The 19849-nt window shown below is 62.4% G+C and carries 16 protein-coding genes, 1 tRNA gene and 2 pseudogenes; 11 read left to right on the top strand and 8 right to left on the bottom strand.

The annotated features are described in order from the left end of the window. Positions 1–27: 27 nt before the first annotated feature. On the bottom strand, positions 28–942 hold the full coding sequence (locus K3U93_RS22135) for a tyrosine-type recombinase/integrase (RefSeq protein WP_230981533.1): 915 nt from the start codon (positions 940–942) through the stop codon (positions 28–30). A 441-nt stretch (positions 943–1383) separates the two neighbouring features. On the opposite strand from K3U93_RS22135, the gene K3U93_RS25320 reads away from it, so the two are divergent. The 9 genes and pseudogenes from K3U93_RS25320 (at position 1384) to K3U93_RS22090 (ending at position 13608) form a co-directional block, all read left to right on the top strand. Beyond that, positions 1384–1560 (top strand): transposase, encoded by a 177-nt coding sequence (locus K3U93_RS25320; RefSeq protein ID WP_139797155.1) that lies wholly within the window; start codon positions 1384–1386, stop codon positions 1558–1560. 326 nt (positions 1561–1886) lie between these two features. Then, positions 1887–3203: a hypothetical protein gene (locus K3U93_RS22125; protein WP_176220104.1), complete on the top strand. Its 1317-nt coding sequence runs from the start codon at positions 1887–1889 to the stop codon at positions 3201–3203. Positions 3204–3268: 65 nt separating this feature from the next. Beyond that, complete coding sequence (locus K3U93_RS22120) at positions 3269–4489, top strand: hypothetical protein (protein WP_083013042.1); 1221 nt, start codon at positions 3269–3271, stop codon at positions 4487–4489. Between the two features lie 388 nt (positions 4490–4877). Beyond that, positions 4878–5447 carry an ADP-ribosyltransferase gene (locus K3U93_RS25555; RefSeq protein WP_083013043.1) on the top strand — a complete coding sequence of 190 codons (570 nt, stop codon included), beginning with the start codon at positions 4878–4880 and terminating at the stop codon, positions 5445–5447. Between the two features lie 1392 nt (positions 5448–6839). Further along, positions 6840–7496, top strand: a pseudogene (locus K3U93_RS25775) (PGRS repeat-containing protein); the annotation flags it as partial. A 156-nt stretch (positions 7497–7652) separates the two neighbouring features. After that, positions 7653–8786, top strand: coding sequence for a hypothetical protein (locus tag K3U93_RS22105; protein WP_071509559.1), 1134 nt, complete (start codon positions 7653–7655; stop codon positions 8784–8786). A 1010-nt stretch (positions 8787–9796) separates the two neighbouring features. Then, positions 9797–10294 (top strand): annotated as a pseudogene (locus tag K3U93_RS25770) (PGRS repeat-containing protein); the annotation flags it as partial. 272 nt (positions 10295–10566) lie between these two features. Further along, on the top strand, positions 10567–11766 hold the full coding sequence (locus tag K3U93_RS22095) for a hypothetical protein (protein ID WP_220688561.1): 1200 nt from the start codon (positions 10567–10569) through the stop codon (positions 11764–11766). 660 nt (positions 11767–12426) lie between these two features. Further along, positions 12427–13608: a Fic family protein gene (locus tag K3U93_RS22090; RefSeq protein WP_176220086.1), complete on the top strand. Its 1182-nt coding sequence runs from the start codon at positions 12427–12429 to the stop codon at positions 13606–13608. 110 nt (positions 13609–13718) lie between these two features. Here K3U93_RS22090 and K3U93_RS22085 read toward each other — a convergent pair. Further along, positions 13719–13790, bottom strand: a tRNA-Thr gene (locus K3U93_RS22085). A gap of 20 nt (positions 13791–13810) precedes the next feature. Next, entirely contained in the window at positions 13811–14545 is a 735-nt protein-coding gene (locus K3U93_RS22080; RefSeq protein ID WP_071510566.1) for a hypothetical protein, read from the bottom strand. 152 nt (positions 14546–14697) lie between these two features. Here K3U93_RS22080 and phoP point away from each other — a divergent pair, with 152 nt between their 5' ends. After that, positions 14698–15417 carry a two-component system response regulator PhoP gene (gene phoP, locus K3U93_RS22075; protein WP_071510567.1) on the top strand — a complete coding sequence of 240 codons (720 nt, stop codon included), beginning with the start codon at positions 14698–14700 and terminating at the stop codon, positions 15415–15417. A 43-nt stretch (positions 15418–15460) separates the two neighbouring features. Next, positions 15461–16921 carry a sensor histidine kinase gene (locus tag K3U93_RS22070; RefSeq protein WP_071510568.1) on the top strand — a complete coding sequence of 487 codons (1461 nt, stop codon included), beginning with the start codon at positions 15461–15463 and terminating at the stop codon, positions 16919–16921. Here the strand turns inward: K3U93_RS22070 and K3U93_RS22065 are convergent. The 5 genes from K3U93_RS22065 to K3U93_RS22045 all read right to left on the bottom strand — a co-directional run bounded on the left by K3U93_RS22065 (position 16893) and on the right by K3U93_RS22045 (position 19846). Then, positions 16893–17297, bottom strand: coding sequence for an HIT family protein (locus tag K3U93_RS22065; RefSeq protein ID WP_071510569.1), 405 nt, complete (start codon positions 17295–17297; stop codon positions 16893–16895). The two genes, K3U93_RS22070 and K3U93_RS22065, sit on opposite strands and share 29 nt — an antisense overlap. A gap of 37 nt (positions 17298–17334) precedes the next feature. After that, the gene (locus K3U93_RS22060; RefSeq protein ID WP_083012750.1) at positions 17335–17772 is read right to left on the bottom strand and encodes a ketosteroid isomerase family protein; all 438 of its coding nucleotides are present in this window, start codon (positions 17770–17772) and stop codon (positions 17335–17337) included. A 38-nt stretch (positions 17773–17810) separates the two neighbouring features. Next, a complete protein-coding gene (locus K3U93_RS22055; RefSeq protein WP_071510571.1) occupies positions 17811–18938 on the bottom strand; it encodes an NDMA-dependent alcohol dehydrogenase in 1128 nt (375 codons plus the stop codon). Positions 18939–19091: 153 nt separating this feature from the next. Beyond that, on the bottom strand, positions 19092–19637 hold the full coding sequence (locus K3U93_RS22050) for a nuclear transport factor 2-like protein (protein WP_083012748.1): 546 nt from the start codon (positions 19635–19637) through the stop codon (positions 19092–19094). 2 nt (positions 19638–19639) lie between these two features. Continuing rightward, positions 19640–19846, bottom strand: coding sequence for a ferredoxin (locus tag K3U93_RS22045; protein ID WP_139797223.1), 207 nt, complete (start codon positions 19844–19846; stop codon positions 19640–19642). Positions 19847–19849: the final 3 nt, after the last annotated feature.

Genomic DNA, 19849 nt, shown 5'->3' with positions numbered 1-19849 from the left:
CACGGCGGCGTTAACGGCGATGTCGTTTTACAAGTCCCCCAATCCCAAGCGCCGCGCCTCGTTGATCGCCCGCTCGGCGGCGGTGTCCCTGCTGTAGCGGTCCACCATCTCCCGGGTACGCCAGCCGGCGAGCTGCATCAGGGAGCCCTCGGTGCCACCAAGGGATAAAAACCGGCTCGCGAAAGTGTGCCTGAGCTTGTGTATATGAAAGCCCTCGACGCCGGCAGCTGCGGCGCGTGCCAGCAGCGCGATCCGCAGGCCGTGGTATCCCAGCCGCGCCTGGCGGCCGGTTTCTGACAGCCACAATGCTGACGTCTCACTGAGCCGGTGCTGTTTACGCGCGCGGAGATAACGGTCGATGGCCGCGCCGGTCTGCGCTTCGAACGGGACGTGACGACCTACACCACCCTTGCCCTTACGGATGGTGACCAAGCCTCTGACGAAGTCGACGTCGTGTACGGAAAGCGCCAGTAGTTCCCCTGCGCGCATCCCGGTCTCCACTAGTAGCCGAAGGCACGCCTCGTCGCGGCGATTGCGGAACTCCTTGCCGGCGCACGCCTTGAGCATCAACCGCAGCTCGTCGTCGGTCAGACGCTCCACAACCTTGGTGTCGAGTTTGGGTGGTTTGACACCGAGGAATGGGTTCTGGTCGATTTCTCCCTCGTCGACTAGCCACGCGGCGAAGCGGCAGACGGCCTGCTGGCGGATGCGCGCGGTGGTCGGTTCGGCACCGGAGCTAAGGATATGTGTGGTCCAGCGCTGCAGCGCGGGCCTGGTGAAGGGGTGTTCATTTAGTTCAGCCGCGCACCATGTGAGGTAGTACCGCGCACCCCTGACATAGGAGTCGATGGTGTAGGTCGCTTTGCGGTCGGCTTGCATGGCCAGCTGCCAACTGGGCAGAAGTGTCACCAGGTCATTGGGGTTGGCAGCGGCGGCAATCATTTCAGAATGATAATAATCTACCGCGCACTTAGGCCAGGTTTTGCGGCAAATGCGTGTGATCTGACGCGAAGATTGCGCGCATCATGGTGTGCCATCCAGTGCGGTCGGCCTTCAAAGGTCCAGTGCTCGCGCAGCCCGTCCGCGACCTGGCTTGCAGTCGCGTGGAGCATTGCCGGCGAGGTGAAGGTGTAGACGGTTTCGGTGCGACACCCTCCGTCGTGCGGCTGGTGATGGTTGGGTCAGTTGCAGCACCTGCATCGCGTGTGGGAACCAATTCCGCGGACGATCTTGGCGGTTTTTAGGCGCCGTTTCTCGGTGCGGCCGTCATCGTTGTTCGGTCGTGGCATCAAGCCTGGTGGTCCGTTTCCGCGGAGGGGCCTTTTAGCTGTCTACGCGGGACGGGTTGGTTGTCTTTAGCGGTGAAGACACCGTCGGGATGGTTTGCCCAACGAATTGACCAAGGCGGTGCTGAAGAGCTGGCTGCAGATCGAGATGGCCCATTGTTGCGGTTATGAATCTGGGGATCTTGTCGGGTACGGGTCGGGTAATTCCCGCAACGGTTCGATGTCGAGAACCGTGATCATGGTGAGCGGCCCGATGGGAATCTGGGTGCCGTGAGTGTAGAGCTCGTTTGAGCTGGTGATCCTCGTAAAGAAGGTCCCGTCCGGCTTGCCTATATCAATTCGGTGGTGCCGTCATCGTATTCGCGCGGCAATGACTACCCGTGATTATCGGAGCCTAACTGGCCGGGCTTTATAGGGTTAGCGCCGGGCCATAATTTCGCTCTCACTATCGCCGGGTTTTGCTGTCAATACCTCTCGTTGGGGCTTATTTCTTATTGTGTTGCCGTGATTTTGTCAATGTAATTCTCAGCTATGTTTTTGATCCATCGTCACCGTTGTCGGTCAAGGAAGGCTCGCAAATTGAAACGCACACAACACCGCATGAGGCGAAACCGCCGCTCACACCACGCCCAGACCCGCCACCGCCGCCGCGTCATCGGCGTGAGCACGACCGCCGGCGCATTCCTGACCGCCGCAATAACCCCCCTCACCCCCGCACCCCCGGCCCGTGCCGGCGTGCTCGACATGATCATCGACCCCATCATCCAGCCGGTGATCGGAGCTGCCAGCCAAGCCGCCCTTGACGGCATTAATGCGGGCACCGCGGCTCTTGAAGGTATTACTGCAGGCACCACGGCCGCTGTGGATGGACTTAGCGCGGGTGCGAGTGCGGCTGCTTTCGACGGCATTCATACCGCCGCGCTCGAGGGCATCACCAACAGCATTAATGCCAGCGTCGCCGCTTTTAATGCCGGCGCACTAAACAGTGTCTTCGAGGGTGTGCATGCCAGCGCTGCTGCCGCCCTCAACGTCGGGGGTCCCGGTGCTGCGGTCTCGGCCGCGGCGGAGTCTCCTCGAGCTGAGCTGAACCAGCTCGTGTATGGAGCGTTCGACACGTTCTACAACACGATTTACACCGCCGGCCAGGACTGGATTGCCAGCCCGACGGGTGAGCAGGTGGATGGGGTGATCAATGCGCCGTTCGTCGACGTGTTCGGGCGTGACTTGATCGGCAACGGCGTCAACGGGTTCAACGGCCCCAACACCTCGTTGTTAGGTCAAACCGGGCTCTTCGGCAACCTGCAAAGCGGCGGGTTCTTGTTCGGGGATGGCGGGGCCGGTGCCGCCGGTACCGCCGCTCATCCCAACGGTTTTGTCGGCGGCGCCGCTGGGCTGATCGGCAACGGCGGCGCCGGAGGTGCCGGTCTCAACGGCGTCACCTACCAGACGATTGGTGTAGGCGGCGCCGGTGGTGCCGGTGGCTTGCTGATGGGCAACGGCGGCGCTGGTGGTGTCGGTGGTGCTCTCACCGCGGGTAATTCGACCGCTGGCTTTGGTGGTGTTGGTGGTTCCGGCGGTTTGCTGTTCGGTAACGGGGGTGATGGTGGTGCCGGCGGCAGTGTAGGTGCTGGAGCCGGATCCTATGCCAGCGCTGGCACCGGGGGCGCCGGCGGTAACAGTGCCTGGCTGGTCGGTAACGGTGGTGCTGGTGGTGCCGGCAGCGCCGCGCCTTTTGGGGGCTACGGCGGTGCTGGCGGTTTCGGCGGGATGCTGGCCGGCAACGGCGGTATCGGAGGCAACGGCGGTCTCGGCAATTACGGCGGTGTCCCCGGAACATATAGCGGCGCCGGCGGTGCCGGGGGGCTCACGGGGATCCTCGGCGCGAAGGGTGCGGCGGGTATCACGCCGACCGGCTAATTCCGCAGATCTCGTTTACAGACATCCGGATCACAGATCAGTAGACCAGTAAAGGAACTCCGAGCATGCAACAGCTAGCAGCCCTTCGGCCCTTAGTCACCGCGGGCGCCGCGGCGGTAGGTGCCAGCGTGATCGCCCTGACACCGGCGATCTCCAACGATCTCGCATCCGACCTGCAGCACAGCGCTGCCGCTCTCCAGCAGCGCGCGGTCGAGCTGACCGATTACGTCGCCAACCCCATCCAAACCTGGATCGACACGTTCGAGACGGCGGGCATCAACCTCCAGTCGCTTGCTGCGCAATATCAAAACCATCCGTTGATAGTGCCGCAACAGTTAGCCGCTAACTTTATGCAGTATGCGTACGAATATGTGCAGCCATATACACAAGCCGCAACCAGTGCTGTCAATTTCTACCTCGGAACTAACCCCAATGATTTCGTAGGGCTTATGCAGCAAGCATTCGCTGCGGCATTGGCAGGAAATTTTAATATGCCTAATACCGGCGCGGCCAGCCTCCTGGAGAATGGCCTGTTTTATTACCCGGCCGTAGAGATCGGGGAGCCACTCGAAACGATTCCGCAAATCCTTAACCCGATCACGCAGAACCTCGCAAACACGACGGACTTCCTGACAACCACCGGCATCACGGATCTCGGCGCCAATTTTGTCATTAGCCTCCCCGGTCAACTCACGTCAGCACTCGGCAATAGCGCTCAGTATGTTTACGATTCATGGACCGCCGGGGATCCGGTCGGGGCTGTGCTCAATGCGATTAATACCCCCGGCGCCGTGGCAAACGCGCTCCTCAATGGCACCCTGAACGCAAGAACCGGGCTCTACAGCGGCGGTATTTTCAGTGACGGAAGTGGTCTCCTCAGGACCCTTGGGATAGTGCTCCCCCAAGGGCTTACTGAAAAAATCGTCGCTCCCGGCGCCCAGAACATCATGACCGGCGGCAGCCTCTCGTATGCGTTGGGGTACTTGGCGAATTTGGTGACCACCGGCTTCCCGACACCGCAGACCGTCTTCGACAACCTGGTCAACTGGGTTCAAACCTATTTACTGGGCGGCTTTAGCAGCGCGGCCGCGGCCACCTCACCGGCAGCCGACAGCATCGTGAGTACCTTCAATCCGGCCGACATCCTCAACGGCGGCAGCGCTATGGCCAGCCTGGTGGCCGACCTGCCCGGCCTGTCTGCCGATGTCGGCAATATTGCGGGTCATCTGGGTGCTGATCTTGCGTCGGTGCTGCCGGGGATGATCTTGAGCGTTTTGCATTTCTGAGTCTTGCTTCTGAGTCCGGCGGCGGTCACCGATGCTGCGAGCCGGTGACCTGCTAACGGCGATCGGCCCCCTTTTCACAAGAAGGGGGCCGATCGTTTAATTGCTTGGCTTGTCCAGGCGCCTCTGTTGCGCGCCACTTTCGATGACGATGATGGCGTCGAGAATGGCGAGTCGGGATTGGTTGTTGGTCGGCAGGTTGACGTGGTCGTTCGCCGCGTGCGACGGGTAGGCGCGCTGATGGACCCGGCTCAGCGCCGATGCTGACGACGGTTGGACCCGTTCCTGACCGGTTCAGGATCACCGCCATGTCGATCCAACAGCCAGGCGCGCCTGTAGGCATGCGCGCGCAATCCGTGGGAAGAAACTCTTAGTATTTTCAACTGTGGCAATGGGCGAAGACGAAGATCCATTCGGTGGCCTCGCCTATAGATACATTTGGCATCCGATAAGTCAGTTGAGCGATGAGGAACGCTTAGAGATCGAGGCTTACGCAGTAGGCGGATTCCAGCGCATTAACGCTGCACTTCGGGGGGATGTTCACATGACGGCTCAGCTGCTGCAACGCATCGAAACCATTCGCGCAGCTCTTCACCGGTTCCCGTTGGAAACCGATGCGCGCGTCACACGCGAGATAGGGGCCGCCGACATCGGTCTCGCACGTGCGGCTGACGCTCCAACAGCAGTTGGACAGCCCTTCTACGAGGCGGGGTTTATCTCTACCAGCATGAACGAGGACCCTCCGAGGTCGACTACGCATATCGACCCCCTTGAGCTGGACCTTCGTCTCCCAGCTGGAACCCCCGCCCTTGCCGTAGGCAGTCTGTCGGAATTTCCCCTTGAACGCGAGCTCCTCGTAATCGACGCTCGCCGGCTTTTCATCGTAGAATCGCGCTGGAATGCTCGTACGCGGCGATGGCGCCTCTACGGCGACGTGCTACCCGAAGGAGGCCTGGCATGAGGACGGCGATAAGCCCACTCACCAGCGACAACCTGGCGCTGCAGCGCGTAGTCATCACCGCTGAAGAGGCGACTCAGCTCCGCCACTATGCGTCGCGTGGTGGTTGGGAGATGCCTGTCTCCGAGCTTGAGCGTGACTTATACGCGGCTAGGGGTCTAGAACCCCCGCAGTAGTGCGAGGTGAGTCAGATGACTCACCTCGCACAGATGCTCACGCCGCCGCGCTGCCATGTCGCCCGTGATACGCGCCGGGTCCTTCTGGTGTGACCGCTTCTTTATCACCTCGCGGACACCAGCACGCTGCATAAAGGTGGGGTACATGACGCCATCCCGTGAAGGCGTCAAACTTATCGGTAGTCGGGTCTTCTTTGCGACGATCACCGGTTCAACCGAGCTGTGCGCTCACGCGGTACCCGGGTTTCGAGCTGGGCCGCTGGCGGCGGTCACGGCGTTCGACGTCGCACCCTTTGCGAGAATTATCCGACCCGTACCCGGCTAGCTCACATCAATTCGGTGGTGCCGTCATTTGTATTCACCCATGCATAAACCACCGGTGATTACCAGAGCCTAATTTGGGCTGGAATTTATAGGGTTAGTGCCGCGTCATAATTTCGCTCTTACTGTGGCCGGGTTTTGCTGCCAATACCTCTCGTGAGGGTTTATTTCCTAGTGTGTTGCCGCGATTTTGTCAATGTAATTCTCAGCTATGTTTTTGATCCATCGTCACCGTTGTCGGTCCAGGAAGGCTCGCAAATTGAAACGCACACAACACCGCATGCGGCGAAACCACCGCACCGCCAAGGCACGCCGTCACGGTCGTGTGATCGGCATGGGCACCGCTACCGGCGCCTTTTTGACCGCCGCAATCACCCCCCTCGCTCCCCTCGCCGCCGCACCCCCGGCCCGTGCCGGCGTGCTCGACATGATCATCGACCCCCTCCTCCAGCCGGTAATCTCCGCTGCCAGCCAGGCCGCCCTTGAAGGCATTAATGCGGGCACCGCGGCTCTGGAGAGTGTTACTGCGGGCACCACGGCCGCTGTGGATGGCCTGAGCGCGGGGGCGAGTGCGGCGGCGTTCGACGGCATTCATACCGCCGCCCTCGAGGGCATCACCAACAGCATTAATGCCAGCGTCGCCGCCTTCAACGCCGGCGCACTAAACAGTGCCTTCGAGGGTGTCCATGCCAGCGCTGCTGCCGCCCTCAATGTCGGCGGGCTTAGTGCCGCTGTTTCTGCCGCGGAGTCTCCTCGAGCTGCGCTGAATAGCCTCGTGTATGGAGCGTTCGACAATTTCTATACCGCGATTTACACAGGCGGCCAGGACTGGATAGCCAGCCCAACCGGCCAATCCGTGGACGGGGTGATCAATGCGCCGTTCGTCGACTTATTCGGGCGCGACTTGATCGGCAACGGCGTCAACGGGTTCACCGGCCCCAACACCTCGCTAATCGGTAGCACCGGGCTCACCGGCAACCTCCAAAACGGTGGGTTCTTGTTCGGGGATGGCGGGGCCGGTGCGGCCGGCACCGCCGCTCATCCCAACGGTTTTGTCGGCGGTGCCGCGGGGTTGATCGGCAACGGCGGCACCGGCGGAGCCGGCGCCACAGGCGGCGGCGGGGGCGTCGGCGGTGCCGGCGGCATCCTGATGGGCAACGGCGGTACCGGCGGTGCCGGCGGTGCGCTCGTCGGCAACGGCGGCACCACCGGCCCCACTGGTGGGGCCGGTGGTCCTGGCGGCTTCCTGTTCGGTAACGGGGGTCAGGGCGGTGCCGGGGGTGCCGGGGCTGCCGGATACACCTCTGCTGGTTACGGCGGCGGTGGTGGTGCTGGCGGATTCCTGGCCGGCAACGGGGGTGCCGGCGGTGTCGGCGCCCCGTCGGGCAGCGCTAGCTACGCCGGCTCCGGCGGTGGTGGAGGCCTCGGCGGCATACTCGCGGGCAATGGCGGCAACGGCGGCAACGGCGGCCTGACCACCGGCTACGGCGGGGGCGGCGGGCTAGCGGGGCTCCTCGGCCGAAACGGCGCCCCCGGCATATACGGGGCTGGCTAACACCCCAACACACCCAGTAGAGGCACGGATTGCCTCATGCCGAAGCCATATCGAACCTACATCCCGACCCTAGACAGCAAAGGAACACAACCCATGCGACAGTCAGCAGTCCTTCGACCCCTTGTCACCGCGGGCGCTGCAGCAATAGGTGCCAGCATGATCGCCCTAACGCCGGTGGTCTCCTCCGATGTCGCCTCCGACCTGCAGCGCAGCGCCGCCAGCATCCAGCACCGCGCCGTGCAGTTGATGGCCGATGACATCGTCAATCCCATCCAAGCCTGGACCGACCTGTTCCAAACGACGGCGACCAACCTACAGACCGTCACCCAGGAGTGGCTTGCGCTTCCCTTCCCGGTCCTGCAGCAATTCGCCGCGAACTGGGCCCAGTACGCGTATCTCGACATTGCGACAGATCAAATCGGTTTGAAAGCCGCTTTCGACTACTTCACCGGAAGCGGAATTTCCAACGGCTTCTTCCCCACCCTTTCCCTAGCATTCCAGGACCTTAGTTCAGGCAATGTTGCGGGTTATTTGTCTCTTCTGCTAAATGCTTTCTACGAAAACCCAATATTTCTGATTGGTTACCCCATGGAAGCCGCTTTGCAAATTCCGGAACAGATCTCGACGAATTTCGCAAATGCGGTTAACTCCCTGCTGGAAGGCGGTGTGGTAAATATCGGCATCTATGCGCTTGGTGGACCAAGCGCAGTCACAACAGCGTTTGGTAACAGCCTGCAGGCGTCTGTCGACGCAGCTAATAGCGGAAATCTGCTGGGAGCGGCCACGAACCTGCTGAGCGTCCCTGCCGAAACGCTGAATGGATTCATCAACGGAATTGGGACAGGTCAGGTACACCCGGACTACGGCCTCATTAACCCGCCGCCCTACGAAAGCCTATTTCAGTTGACCTATACCGATCTGGCAAAGGATCTCGCGCAGGCCATTGTCACACCGAATGCGCAAAATATCGTGGGAGGCGGCAGTCTCGCAGCCGGAGTGGACCAACTCGTCAACCAGTTCCTCAATGGTTGGCCCTCTGTGCAGAATGCCATCAACCAGCTGATCAATACCATCGAGGGGCTCTTCGGCGGCGGTGCCGCTACGGCCGAAGCCGTCAACAGCAGCAGTGTTCTAGCTGGCCTGGCGACAGGGCCGGCCGAACTGGCCGCCCACATCCCGGTCGATGTCGCCGCTAGCCTGCCGGGCGATGTCGCCAACATTGCGGGTCATCTGGGTGTTGATCTTGCGTCGGTGCTGCCGGGGATGATCTTGAGCGTTTTGCATTTCTGAGTCTCACTGCTTTGAGTCCGGCGGCGGTCGCCGATGCTGCGAGCCGGTGACCTGCTAACGGCGATCGGCCCCTTTCCCGAGAAGGGGGCCGATCGTTTATGGGTGGGCTTGTCGGCACGCCTCTACCCAGGCGTAGGGGCGAATCGGTGAGCCAGTAGACACCGCTGACACGGCGCTGCGTGAACCAAACATTTCCATTGCCAGCATATGCCCTAAAAAAGTCTGAAGTCGGGACTTGATTATGAATCTGGGGGATCTGGCCGGGATACGGGTCGGGTAATTCCCGTAACGGGGTCAGCGTCCGGTCATAATTTCGCTCTCACTATGGCCGGGTTTTGCTGTCAACACCTCTCGTGAGCGTTCATTTCTTATTGTGTTGCCGCGATTTTGTCAACGTAATTCTCAGCTATGTTTTTGATCCATCGTCACCGTTGTCGGTCCAGGAAGGCTCGCAAATGAAACGCACACAACACCGCATGAGGCGAAACCGCCGCTCCCACCACGCCCAGACCCGCTACCGCCGCCGCGTCATCGGCGTGGGCACGACCGCTAGCGCGTTTTTGACCGCCGCAATAACCCCCCTCGCCCCTGCACCTGTGGCCCGTGCCGGCGTGCTCGACATGATCATCGACCCCCTCCTCCAGCCGGTGATCACCGCCGCCAGCACAGCCGCCCAACAGGGCATCAACGCCGGCACGGCCGCCCTCGATGGCCTGAGCGCGGACGCACTCGCCGGCCTTCAAGCTGGTGCCCTTGACGGCATCACCAGCAGCCTTAACGCCAGCGTTGCCGCTGCCCTCAACGTCGGCGGACTGAACGCCACCCTCGAGGGCATGCACGCCAGCGCGGCCGCTGCCTTCAACGTCGGCGGGCTCAGCGCTGCTACCCCTGCTGGCAACGTCACGCTGAACAACCTCGTTTACAACGCGTTCGACAGCTTCTACACCACGGTGTACACCGCTGGCCAGGGCTGGATTAACAGTCCGCTCGGCGAGGCCGTGGATGGTCCGCTTAATGCGCCTTTTGTTTACTTGTTCGGGCGTGATCTGATCGGCAACGGCGTCAACGGTTTCGAGGGTCCCAACACCTCGTTGATCGGCAGCACCAATCTGGCCGGCAACCTCAGTGACGGCGGGTTCCTGTTCGGCAATGGTGGGGCCGGTGCGGCCGGTACCGCCGCTCATCCCACCGGATTCACCGGCGGAGCCGCCGGGCTGATCGGCAACGGCGGCGTTGGTGGCGCGGGCGCCAGCGGCGCCAACGGTGGTATCGGTGGTGCTGGGGGCACCTTGATGGGTAACGGCGGAGCTGGTGGCGTCGGTGGTGCTGGCTACAACGGGGGTGCCGGCGGCTCTGCGGGCTTCATCTTCGGTAACGGCGGCGCTGGCGGCGCCGCCCTTCAAAGCGGGTCCGGCGGGTACGGCGGTAACGGCGGTAACGGCGCCTGGCTAGTTGGTAACGGCGGCAACGGCGGTATCAGCTTCTCCGACTATGGCGGCGGTAACGGTGGTTTAGGCGGGATGCTCGCGGGCAACGGCGGCAATGGCGGCTTCGCTGCCTACAGCGCAAGTTACAACGGCGCCGGCGGGCTCGCGGGGCTCCTCGGCCAAGCAGGCGTGGCCGGCGCCTACACCGGTTAATACGACGAGGTCACGACCCGTGTCTGACCGAGGCTCACGCGACGCGCCTGAACCGATTACCTCAACCAACCAGACGTAAACAACGACACGCAACGCCAGCGTTACCGCGCCCAGACAAAGACAGCAAAGGAATCACGAGCATGCAACAGCTAGCAGCACTTCGGCCCCTCGTCACCGCGGGCGCCGCGGCACTAGGCGCCAGCCTGATCGCCCTAACACCAACGATCTCCAACAATCTCGCAGCCAAAACCCAGCACAGCACGGCCACGATCCAACAGCACGCGATAGAGCTGACCGACGCCGTCACCAACCCCATCCAAACCTGGATTAATACCTTCACGACGGCAGGTGTCAATCTGCAAACGATTTACGACGAGTGGAGCAAAATTCCTTTCATGCTCCTGCAGCAAGTCGCCGCGAACTGGGTGACGTACACGAGCGAGTATGTTGGCGCGTATCAAGCTGCCGCGAACGACGCAGTGAGCTACTTCCTCGGTTATGGTGCTGGCGACTTTGTTCCCCTTATCGATAAGGCGTTCAGCGATATTGCAGCAGGTAACATTGCGACGGCATTCTCCCCTACCCTTTGGGATGCCCTGCTATTCTTCCCGTCGATTGGTGTCTTAGCGGACCTCGAATCAATCCTGGAGCTTCCTGGACAAGCCGCAACAAATTTCGCGAACGCCCTTACCTTTCTGGGTAATGACGCTGTGGTAACTCTTGGAGAGTATGTGCTCGTCAACCCAGGTGCTGAGTTCTTTAAGGCGCTTGGGTCCAGTCTGCAGGCTGTTTCTGATTCCTGGAAGGCCGGGGATCCGTTGGGAGCAGTGATTAATCTGGTCAATACCCCAGGAGCCGTAACAGGTGGCGTCCTAAACGGAGTTAGTGGCGAATACGGGTATCTTTCTACGACGAATGGTTGGGGACTGCTTTCCCAGCTGGTGAATACCATCATCCCGGATCTCTCGAAGGAGATCGTCGCTCCCAACGCGCCGAACGTCGCTGAAGGTGGCAGCCTCGCCACCACAACTCAGGACTTCATAAGCCAACTGATCAATGGTTGGCCCTCAGTGCAGACGATCTTCGATAACCTGCTTAACCTCCTCCAAACGTATGCAGGTCTCCCCAGTGCTGCGGCGGCTGCGGCCACCTCGCCGGCAGCTGGCAGCATCGTGGGTGCCTTCAATCCGGCCGACGTCCTCAATGGCGGCAGCGCTATGGCCAGTCTGGCGGCCGAGCTGCCCGGCCTGTCGGCTGATGTCGGCAATATTGCGGGTCACTTGGGTGCTGATCTTGCGTCAGTGCTGCCGGGAATGATCCTGAGCATTTTGCATTTCTGAGCCTCACTGCTCTAAGTCCGGCGGCGGTCACCGATGCTGCGAGCCGGTGACCCGCTAACGGCGATCGGCCCCCTTTTCTTTAGAAGGGGGCCGATCGTTTAATTGATTGGGCTTGTCGAACGCTTCTACCCCTTGAGACAGCACATGGGTTTCAACCATGGCAGCACGCCGCGCAGGAACTGACGGTTGGATAGCTTGCGTGTGACCCGCGTTCCCTCCGCTGCTTCGACGCTGCCGATGTCGACTGCAAGCAGCGACATCGTTCCCTTTCCTAACCAAACTCGGCGACCGTAACCCGCGGTGGCCCGGGTGTGTGTACGTGTTCGTGCAGTATGCACGCAACAGCCCTGACAAACGTATTGACAAGATCGCAATATCCCCGCAGTTCAGAGCCAGCTAGCCGTAGCCCGACGGATGGGTTGCAATCTGCACGCAACGTATGGCCATGTCCGCTCTGACCGAGCAGATCCGAAGAGCCGCACACTGCAACTGGTCCCCGGCCCACGTGGTCGAATCCCGAACGCGTTTCCGCGGATCACGTCGAGATCGTCGGCCTCTCCGGGCGGTGCGGGCCTCCAACCCTGAGCATATGACATTGTCGAACGCTCATGGTGATGGTTATTATCTATCATAATGAGCGTTTGTAAGGGGATAAACATCATGTTGTTCGAGGCGCCTGAGCTGGATGCGCGAGAGCGTGAGGTGATCACAGAGATTGATCGCCTGCGGCAGAGCTTGCGTCATCGACTCCACGAGCCGAGGCGGTGGACGGGCTCGCTACGCCGCGTTCAGTTCGCGCGCGCAGTACAAGGCTCGAACAGCATCGAAGGGTACGAGGCCAAACTTGATGACGCCATGGCTATCGAGCTTGGGGAGCCGGCCCTAGACGCGAGTGTTGAGACGAGTCTGGCGATCCGTGGCTATCGAGACGCGATCACGTACGTCTTACAACTAGCGGAAGAGCCGAACTTTCATTTCGGGGAGCAGCTGATAAAGAGCCTCCACTTCATGATGACGCAATACGACTTGAAGAATCGGCCGGGGCGCTGGCGAAGTGGTCCGATATTTGTACAAAAGGAAGAAACAGGCGAAATCGTTTACGAGGGTGTGGATGTAGAGCAAATCAATCCGTTAATGCATGAGCTGGTAGAGCATCTGGAATGCGAAGAAAGTCTACCAATCGTCATCAGGGCCGCTATGGCGCATCTCAATCTTGTCCTAATTCACCCATTTCGCGATGGGAACGGAAGAATGGCGCGATGTCTTCAAACGCTAGTGCTCGCGCGAGAAGGCATACTGTCTCCGGTTTTCTCTAGCATCGAGGAGTATCTCGGGCGCAACACTCGCGCTTACTACGACGTTCTCGCGAAGGTCGGCCAAGGCTCGTGGCGGCCGGGAAACGATACGCGGCCGTGGATCCGATTCGTCCTGACGGCTCACCTGCGTAGTGCCCAGACGATGCTGCGGCGTACTAACGAGATCGAGACTCTCTACACTGAACTGGATCGGTTGATAAACCGATACAAACTGCCCGATCGAACAATTGACGCGTTATTTGACGCGGCGATGCGCATGCGCGTTCGTAGGTCCGTCTACAAAGCAATACTCAAGAATCAAAGTGGTGAACCTGTGAGTGATCAAACGGCTACCCGCGACCTACAGGCCCTCGCGAATCTTGGGCTTTTGATTGCTCATGGCGAAAGAAGAGGCCGGTATTACACAGCCGGCGACGAGATTAGCTCCATCAGAAACTCGATAATCGGTAGGCGTGTTCCGCGCGACGAAACCGATCCTTTCTCTGTGGAGGCTGGCGCACCTGTCGACCAGGCTAAGTTATTTTAGCCGTGTACTCGGCAGGAGATCGCTCAGACAAGCGGAGTTCGCGCGGCCAAATTGGCAGTCGGCGAACCTTATCGACGCCGCCCAGCACGAAAAACCGTGGCCCGGCGCAGAGCCCCCTGTCAGGATTGAACTGACGACCGCTCGCTTACAAGGCGAGTGCTCTACCACTGAGCTAAGGAGGCCGGGTAAATCGGGTGCAAGCCTATCGGTCTTCGCCGCTTTCGATGATGCGTGTTGAGCGCACCGGCCGCGAGGGGGAGCGGCGGCCGGGGCGGCGGCCCGGGAATGGGATGCGGTCGGCGATGTTGCTCAGCGGGTTGACCACCATGGTGAGCGAGATGACGGCGTCTTGCAGGGTGGCGATGGCGGGCTCCAACGCCTCCATCCCGGGCGTCAGCCGCGCCAGGGTGTCGGCGACGTCGGCAAGCTGATCCAGCGGGCCGTGCTTGGCGGTGAGCTTGTCGATCAGCCCGCCTTCGGAGAGCAGCCGGTCGGCCAGCCCGTCCTCGGAGAGCACCCGTTCGATCAACCCGTCTTCGGCGAGCAGCTGATCGGCCAGTCCACCGGGCCGCAGCGCGCGCTGCAGCCCGCCACCCTCGGCCGTCAGCCGATCGAGCAGGCCGCCCTCCGAGGTGAGCAGGTCAACCACCCCGCCCGGGCGCAGCAATCGGTCTATCGGCCCGTCGGGCGCCACGGCCCGTCCGAGCGGCGCGTCGTCGTCCAGCAGCCGGGCCAACCGGTTGGCGCGAACGATCGCATCGTCGATCCCCAGCATGGAAGCCACCGCGTTCGTCCCGCCGTCGCCGCCGCCCTCACCCAGGGCCCGCTTCGCCACACTCACCGCCGCCGAAGCGACGTTCAGGCTCGCGTCGGCAGCGGCAAGCCCGGCCCGCGCGGGAGCGGTCGCAAGGGACACGATGCCTTTGGCGAGGTTCATGACCCGAGTCTATTCGCGACGCGCCCCGGTAAACCCGTATCGTTCCAAGCAGATGCGATGATTCCTGGCAGACTGTTAGCAGACTATTGGCATTGAGCTTTCAGCAATCGCACAATGATTGGGAAGGCAAAGCAAAGGACAGAAGTGACTTCATGACAGCGGCTACCCCAGGCGAAACCAAACCGGAGGCGCGCGTCCTCGTGGTCGACGACGAGGCCAACATCGTCGAACTCCTCTCGGTGAGCCTCAAGTTTCAAGGGTTTGAGGTCTACACCGCGACCAACGGGGCCCAGGCCCTGGATCGCGCGCGCGACGCCCGCCCCGACGCGGTGATCCTCGACGTGATGATGCCCGGGATGGACGGCTTCGGGGTGCTGCGGCGGCTGCGAGCCGACGGCATCGATGCCCCGGCCTTGTTCCTGACGGCCCGCGACTCCCTGCAGGACAAGATCGCGGGCCTGACCCTGGGCGGGGACGACTACGTGACAAAGCCGTTCAGCCTGGAGGAGGTCGTCGCCCGCCTGCGGGTCATACTTCGGCGCGCCGGCAAAGGGGGCGCGGAGCCCCGCAATGCCCGCCTGACGTTCGCGGATATCGAGCTCGACGAAGAGACCCACGAAGTGTGGAAGGCCGGCCAGCCGGTGTCGCTGTCGCCGACCGAATTCACGTTGCTGCGCTACTTTGTGATCAACGCGGGCACGGTGCTGAGCAAGCCGAAGATCCTCGACCATGTGTGGCGCTACGACTTTGGGGGTGACGTGAATGTCGTCGAGTCCTACGTGTCGTATCTGCGCCGCAAGATCGACACCGGGGAGAAGCGGCTGCTGCACACCCTGCGGGGGGTGGGCTATGTGCTGCGGGAGCCGCGCTGAGCACACGCTCGGCCACTCGGCGAAGTAGTAAGAAGAGACAGGAATGACCCAACAGGTTCGACGCGGAATGCCGCTACGGGTGGGCTTAGTCGCCGCCACCCTGGCGCTGGTGGCGTGCGGTCTGGCGGTCTCCGGCGTCGCCGTGACCTCGATGCTGCGGCACAGCCTGATCAGCCGCATCGACCAGACGCTGCTCGATGCCTCCCACGGCTGGGCACAGGCCCCGCGACGGCAGTCACCGCCCCCCTACGAAGGCCCCGACCCCGGTCGGCCGCCGTCGAAGTTCTACGTGCGGGGCGTCGGCACCGACGGCACCCCGTTTACCGCGATCAACGACCGCAACGCCGAGCCGGCGCTACCGCCTAACAACGACGTGGGCCCCAATCCGACGACCCTGCCCTCGGTCAATGGCTCTGATATTCAATGGCGAGCGGTGTCGGTGCGCGGCCCCCATGGCCTGACCACCGTCGCGGTCGATCTCTCCGACGTCCAGCACACCGTCAGCTCCCTGGTCTGGTTGCAGATCGGTATCGGGGTGGCGGTGCTGATCGTCGTCGGGATCGCCGGCTTCGCGGTGGTGCACCGCAGCCTGCGGCCGCTGACCGAAGTGGAGCACACCGCCGCGGCGATCGCCGCGGGCCAGCTGGATCGCCGCGTTCCGGAACGTGATCCCCGAACCGAGGTGGGCCGACTTTCGTTGGCGCTCAACGGAATGCTCGCCCAAATACAGCAGGCGCTGGCTTCCTCGGAGTCTTCGGCCGAGAAGGCCCGCGGTTCGGAGGAACGGATGCGGCGGTTCATCACCGACGCCAGCCACGAACTGCGTACGCCGCTGACGACCATCCGCGGCTTCGCGGAACTGTACCGCCAGGGCGCCGCCCGTGACGTGTCCATGCTGTTGTCCCGGATCGAAAACGAGGCCAGCCGGATGGGCTTGCTGGTGGACGATTTGCTGCTGCTGGCCCGGTTGGACGTGCAACGACCGCTGGAACACCATCGGGTGGACTTGCTGGCGCTGGCCAGCGATGCCGTGCACGACGCGCAGGCGATCGACCGCACCCGCACCATCACCATGCAAGTCTTCGACGGTCCCGGCACCCCGGAGGTGCTCGGCGATGAACCGCGGATTCGGCAAGTGCTGAGCAACCTCGTCGCCAACGCCTTACAGCACACCCCGGCAAGCGCCGACGTCACCGTTCGGGTCGGCACCGAAGGCGACGATGCGGTGCTTGAAGTGGCCGACAAGGGGCCCGGCATGAGTCAGCACGATGCGTCGCGGGTGTTCGAGCGGTTTTACCGCACCGACTCGTCACGCGCACGGGCCAGCGGCGGTACCGGACTGGGGCTGTCCATCGTCGACTCGTTGGTGGGCGCGCACGGCGGCACCGTCAGCGTGACGACCGCGCCCGGTGAGGGCTGCTGCTTCCGGGTCACCCTGCCGCGCGTCAGCGACGTGCCGGCGTTTGTGGAGCCACTTATGCCAGTTGCGCCAGGGCGGCCTTGATCTTGGCTTGCGCCTCGTCGAGGGATTCCGACGACGGGTTGCGGTCGACGTTGGCGAAGCCAAAGTCGCTCAGGCTGCGGGAGGGGAACACGTGCACATGCAGATGCGGCACTTCCAGCCCGGCGATGATCATCCCCGCACGCTCGGTTTTGAACGCCTTGCACACGGCCCTGCCGATCAGCTGGCCCACCGCCATGACACGGGCGAACACCGCACCGTCGACGTCCTGCCACTGGTCGATCTCGGCGCGCGGCACCACCAGCGTGTGGCCCTGCGTCATGGGCTCAATCGTCAGGAACGCGACGATGTCGTCGTCCTCGTAAACGAAGCGGCCGGGCAGTTCACGGTTGATGATCTTGGTGAAGATCGACGCCATGGTCCCAGCATATGTTCGGCGATCCGACGACCCCGCCTCAGTCCTCCTTGCCGAATTTCATGACGTCGAGGTTCCAGTACCCGCGCATGCTGGTGATCAGGCCCGCGTCGTTGACCTTGTAGGTGAACACCCCGCGCACCGTGCTGGTGAAGCCGCCCTCAAACTTGCTGTGCAGCACCAGGATATGAGCGATCTCGTCGGGCGAGCTCGACGGGAACGTCTCCTCGCAGGTGATGGTCAACTGATTGGCCGCGATGTTGGTGTCGAAGAAGTTGCCGACGGCCTCCTTGCCGCGCACGCCGGTGCCATCCGGATTCGTCACGGACTTGCCGATCGGGTCCTCGATGACGACGTCGTCGGCCATCAGCGCCAGCCAGCCCGCCCGGTCGTGGGCTTGCACGCACCGCCATGACGATTGCGACGCGGTCAGCGCCGGGGAGGCCTGAGATGCCTGAGACTCTGTGGTTTGGGTCATGGTTTCTCCTTCGTTCGCGGGCGCGCTGCGACGGGTGTCTACCGATCGGCGTCCGTGTAGCGGATGACGCCGCGAATGTTCTTGCCTTCCAGCATGTCCTGATAGCCGTCGTTGATCTGCTCGAGGCGGTACTGGCGGGTGATCATGTCGTCCAGGTTGAGCTTGCCGGCCTTGTACATCGACAGCAGCTGCGGGATGTCGTACTGCGGGTTGCCGCCGCCGAAGATGGTGCCCTGCAGGTTCTTCTGCATCAGGGTCAGCATGGCCAGGTTGAGGGTGACATTGGTGTCCAGCAGGCTGCCGATGGCGGTCAGCACGCAGGTGCCGCCCTTCTGGGTGATGTTGAGGTAGCTGTCGACGTCGGCGCCCTGCAGCTCGCCGACGGTGACCACCACCTTGTGGGCCATCAGGCCGTAGGTGACCTCGGCGATGCCCGCCAGCGCGGCGTTGATGTCCGGGTAGACGTGGGTGGCGCCGAATTTCAGGGCTTGGTCGCGCTTCCATTCCACCGGGTCGATCGCGAAGACGTAGCGGGCGCCCGCGTTGACGGCACCCTGCAGCGCCGCCATCCCGACACCGCCGACACCGACGATGGCCACGTCGTTACCCGGCCGGATGTCGGCGGTGCGGACCGCCGAACCGTAGCCGGTGGTCACGCCGCAGCCCACCAGCGCGGCCACCTCGAACGGCACCGATGGGTCGATCTTCACCACCGAGCTGCGGTGCACCACCATGTACGGCGAGAACGTTCCCAGCAGCGTCATGGGGTAGACGTTTTGGCCGCGGGCCTGGATGCGGAACGTGCCGTCGGACACCGCCACGCCGCCCAGCAGGCCGGCGCCCAAGTCACACAGGTTGCGCAGGCCCGCCTGACATGTCGGACACGTCCCGCACGAAGGGATGAACGACAGCACGACGTGGTCGCCCGGGGCGATGTCCTCGACGCCGGGCCCGACGTCGGTGACGATGCCCGCACCCTCGTGCCCGCCGAGCACGGGGAAGCCGGCCATCGGGATGCCGCCGGTGACCAGGTGGTGGTCGGAGTGGCACATGCCCGCCGCTTCCATCTGGATCTTGACCTCGTGGGCTTGCGGGTCGCCGATCTCGATTTCCTCGATGGACCACGGCTGGTTGAATTCCCAGATCAGTGCGCCTTTTGTCTTCACGTTGGACCTGACCCCATTTCGCCTTTGAATTGATCAGAACTACCTGGCCCATCCTGCCGGGCAGCGGTGGTGACGAGTGCCACAGGGCACTCCCGTCGCGTCAGCATAGCGCGCACGACAAATCAAATGCTTGGTTGGCTTCGTCCGAGCGGCTCACCAGATCGGAACGGGCGCCTTTCCCAGCGGGTAGTAGCCGGGGAGCTTTTCGCCGGCGAGGCTGCGCTCGATCCGTTTCTGCATTCCCTTGGACAGCTTGCCGGCCTTCATTAAATCCAGATAGAGCGCCTGAACGTGGCCGAAGTCGAAGAAGTCCCGTTGCCACTCGATGAGCTTGTCGGCGTTGAGCCGGAACCAGCTGCCGCCGACGCCGTAGATCTCCTGCCGGCCGCCGTCCCCGTCGACGACGACCTGCTTCCAGAAACCGACGATCTCGCCCTGCCGGTCGTCGATGATGACCTTCTGATACGGGTACTGCCAGTTTTCTAGGCCCTCCATTTCCAAGCCGAGCGCGATGTCGCGGATCTCGTCGATCCCGACGCACATCACGTCTTCCTTGGGCCCGATGTTCCAGCCATAGGTGGCGTCGGGGGCGTAGAAGTCCGCCAGCGGCTTCCAATCGCCCGCCCTCTCGCAGTCCTTGTTGGCCTTGAGCCAGGCCTGCACCCACTCCTCGAGCTCTGAGCGTTGGAACGACGCCATTGTCAGTCTTCTTTCTCTTTGATGGACAGTGCCTGGGTGGGACACGCCCACACGGCCTGCTCGATTTCCTTGCGCGCCTCCTCGGGCGGCTCGGCATCGAGGATTTCGACCTTGCCGCGCTTGGGAACCCGGAAATAGTCGGGCGCCTCAAGCTCGCACATGGCATGTCCCTGGCACAGATCCAGGTCGGCTTCCACGCGATAACCCATCAT

Source organism: Mycobacterium malmoense (assembly GCF_019645855.1).
In the GTDB taxonomy this organism is placed as follows: Bacteria; Actinomycetota; Actinomycetes; order Mycobacteriales; family Mycobacteriaceae; genus Mycobacterium; species Mycobacterium malmoense.
The sequence above is the reverse complement of the archived record's forward strand: the minus strand, read 5'-3'. Positions and strand labels throughout refer to the sequence as shown.

Excerpts from the sequence above, each read along its gene's own strand:
- K3U93_RS22120 (WP_083013042.1), top strand. The coding sequence starts at position 3,269 with ATGCAACAGCTAGCAGCCCTTCGGCCCTTAGTCACCGCGGGCGCCGCG.
- K3U93_RS22125 (WP_176220104.1), top strand. The coding sequence starts at position 1,887 with ATGAGGCGAAACCGCCGCTCACACCACGCCCAGACCCGCCACCGCCGC.
- K3U93_RS22060 (WP_083012750.1), bottom strand. The coding sequence starts at position 17,772 with ATGACCCAAACCACAGAGTCTCAGGCATCTCAGGCCTCCCCGGCGCTG.
- K3U93_RS22135 (WP_230981533.1), bottom strand. The coding sequence starts at position 942 with ATGATTGCCGCCGCTGCCAACCCCAATGACCTGGTGACACTTCTGCCC.
- K3U93_RS22045 (WP_139797223.1), bottom strand. The coding sequence starts at position 19,846 with ATGGGTTATCGCGTGGAAGCCGACCTGGATCTGTGCCAGGGACATGCC.
- K3U93_RS22105 (WP_071509559.1), top strand. The coding sequence starts at position 7,653 with ATGATCGCCCTAACGCCGGTGGTCTCCTCCGATGTCGCCTCCGACCTG.
- K3U93_RS22070 (WP_071510568.1), top strand. The coding sequence starts at position 15,461 with ATGACCCAACAGGTTCGACGCGGAATGCCGCTACGGGTGGGCTTAGTC.
- K3U93_RS22065 (WP_071510569.1), bottom strand. The coding sequence starts at position 17,297 with ATGGCGTCGATCTTCACCAAGATCATCAACCGTGAACTGCCCGGCCGC.
- K3U93_RS22050 (WP_083012748.1), bottom strand. The coding sequence starts at position 19,637 with ATGGCGTCGTTCCAACGCTCAGAGCTCGAGGAGTGGGTGCAGGCCTGG.
- K3U93_RS22090 (WP_176220086.1), top strand. The coding sequence starts at position 12,427 with ATGTTGTTCGAGGCGCCTGAGCTGGATGCGCGAGAGCGTGAGGTGATC.
- K3U93_RS22095 (WP_220688561.1), top strand. The coding sequence starts at position 10,567 with ATGCAACAGCTAGCAGCACTTCGGCCCCTCGTCACCGCGGGCGCCGCG.
- K3U93_RS25555 (WP_083013043.1), top strand. The coding sequence starts at position 4,878 with ATGGGCGAAGACGAAGATCCATTCGGTGGCCTCGCCTATAGATACATT.
- K3U93_RS22080 (WP_071510566.1), bottom strand. The coding sequence starts at position 14,545 with ATGAACCTCGCCAAAGGCATCGTGTCCCTTGCGACCGCTCCCGCGCGG.
- phoP (WP_071510567.1), top strand. The coding sequence starts at position 14,698 with ATGACAGCGGCTACCCCAGGCGAAACCAAACCGGAGGCGCGCGTCCTC.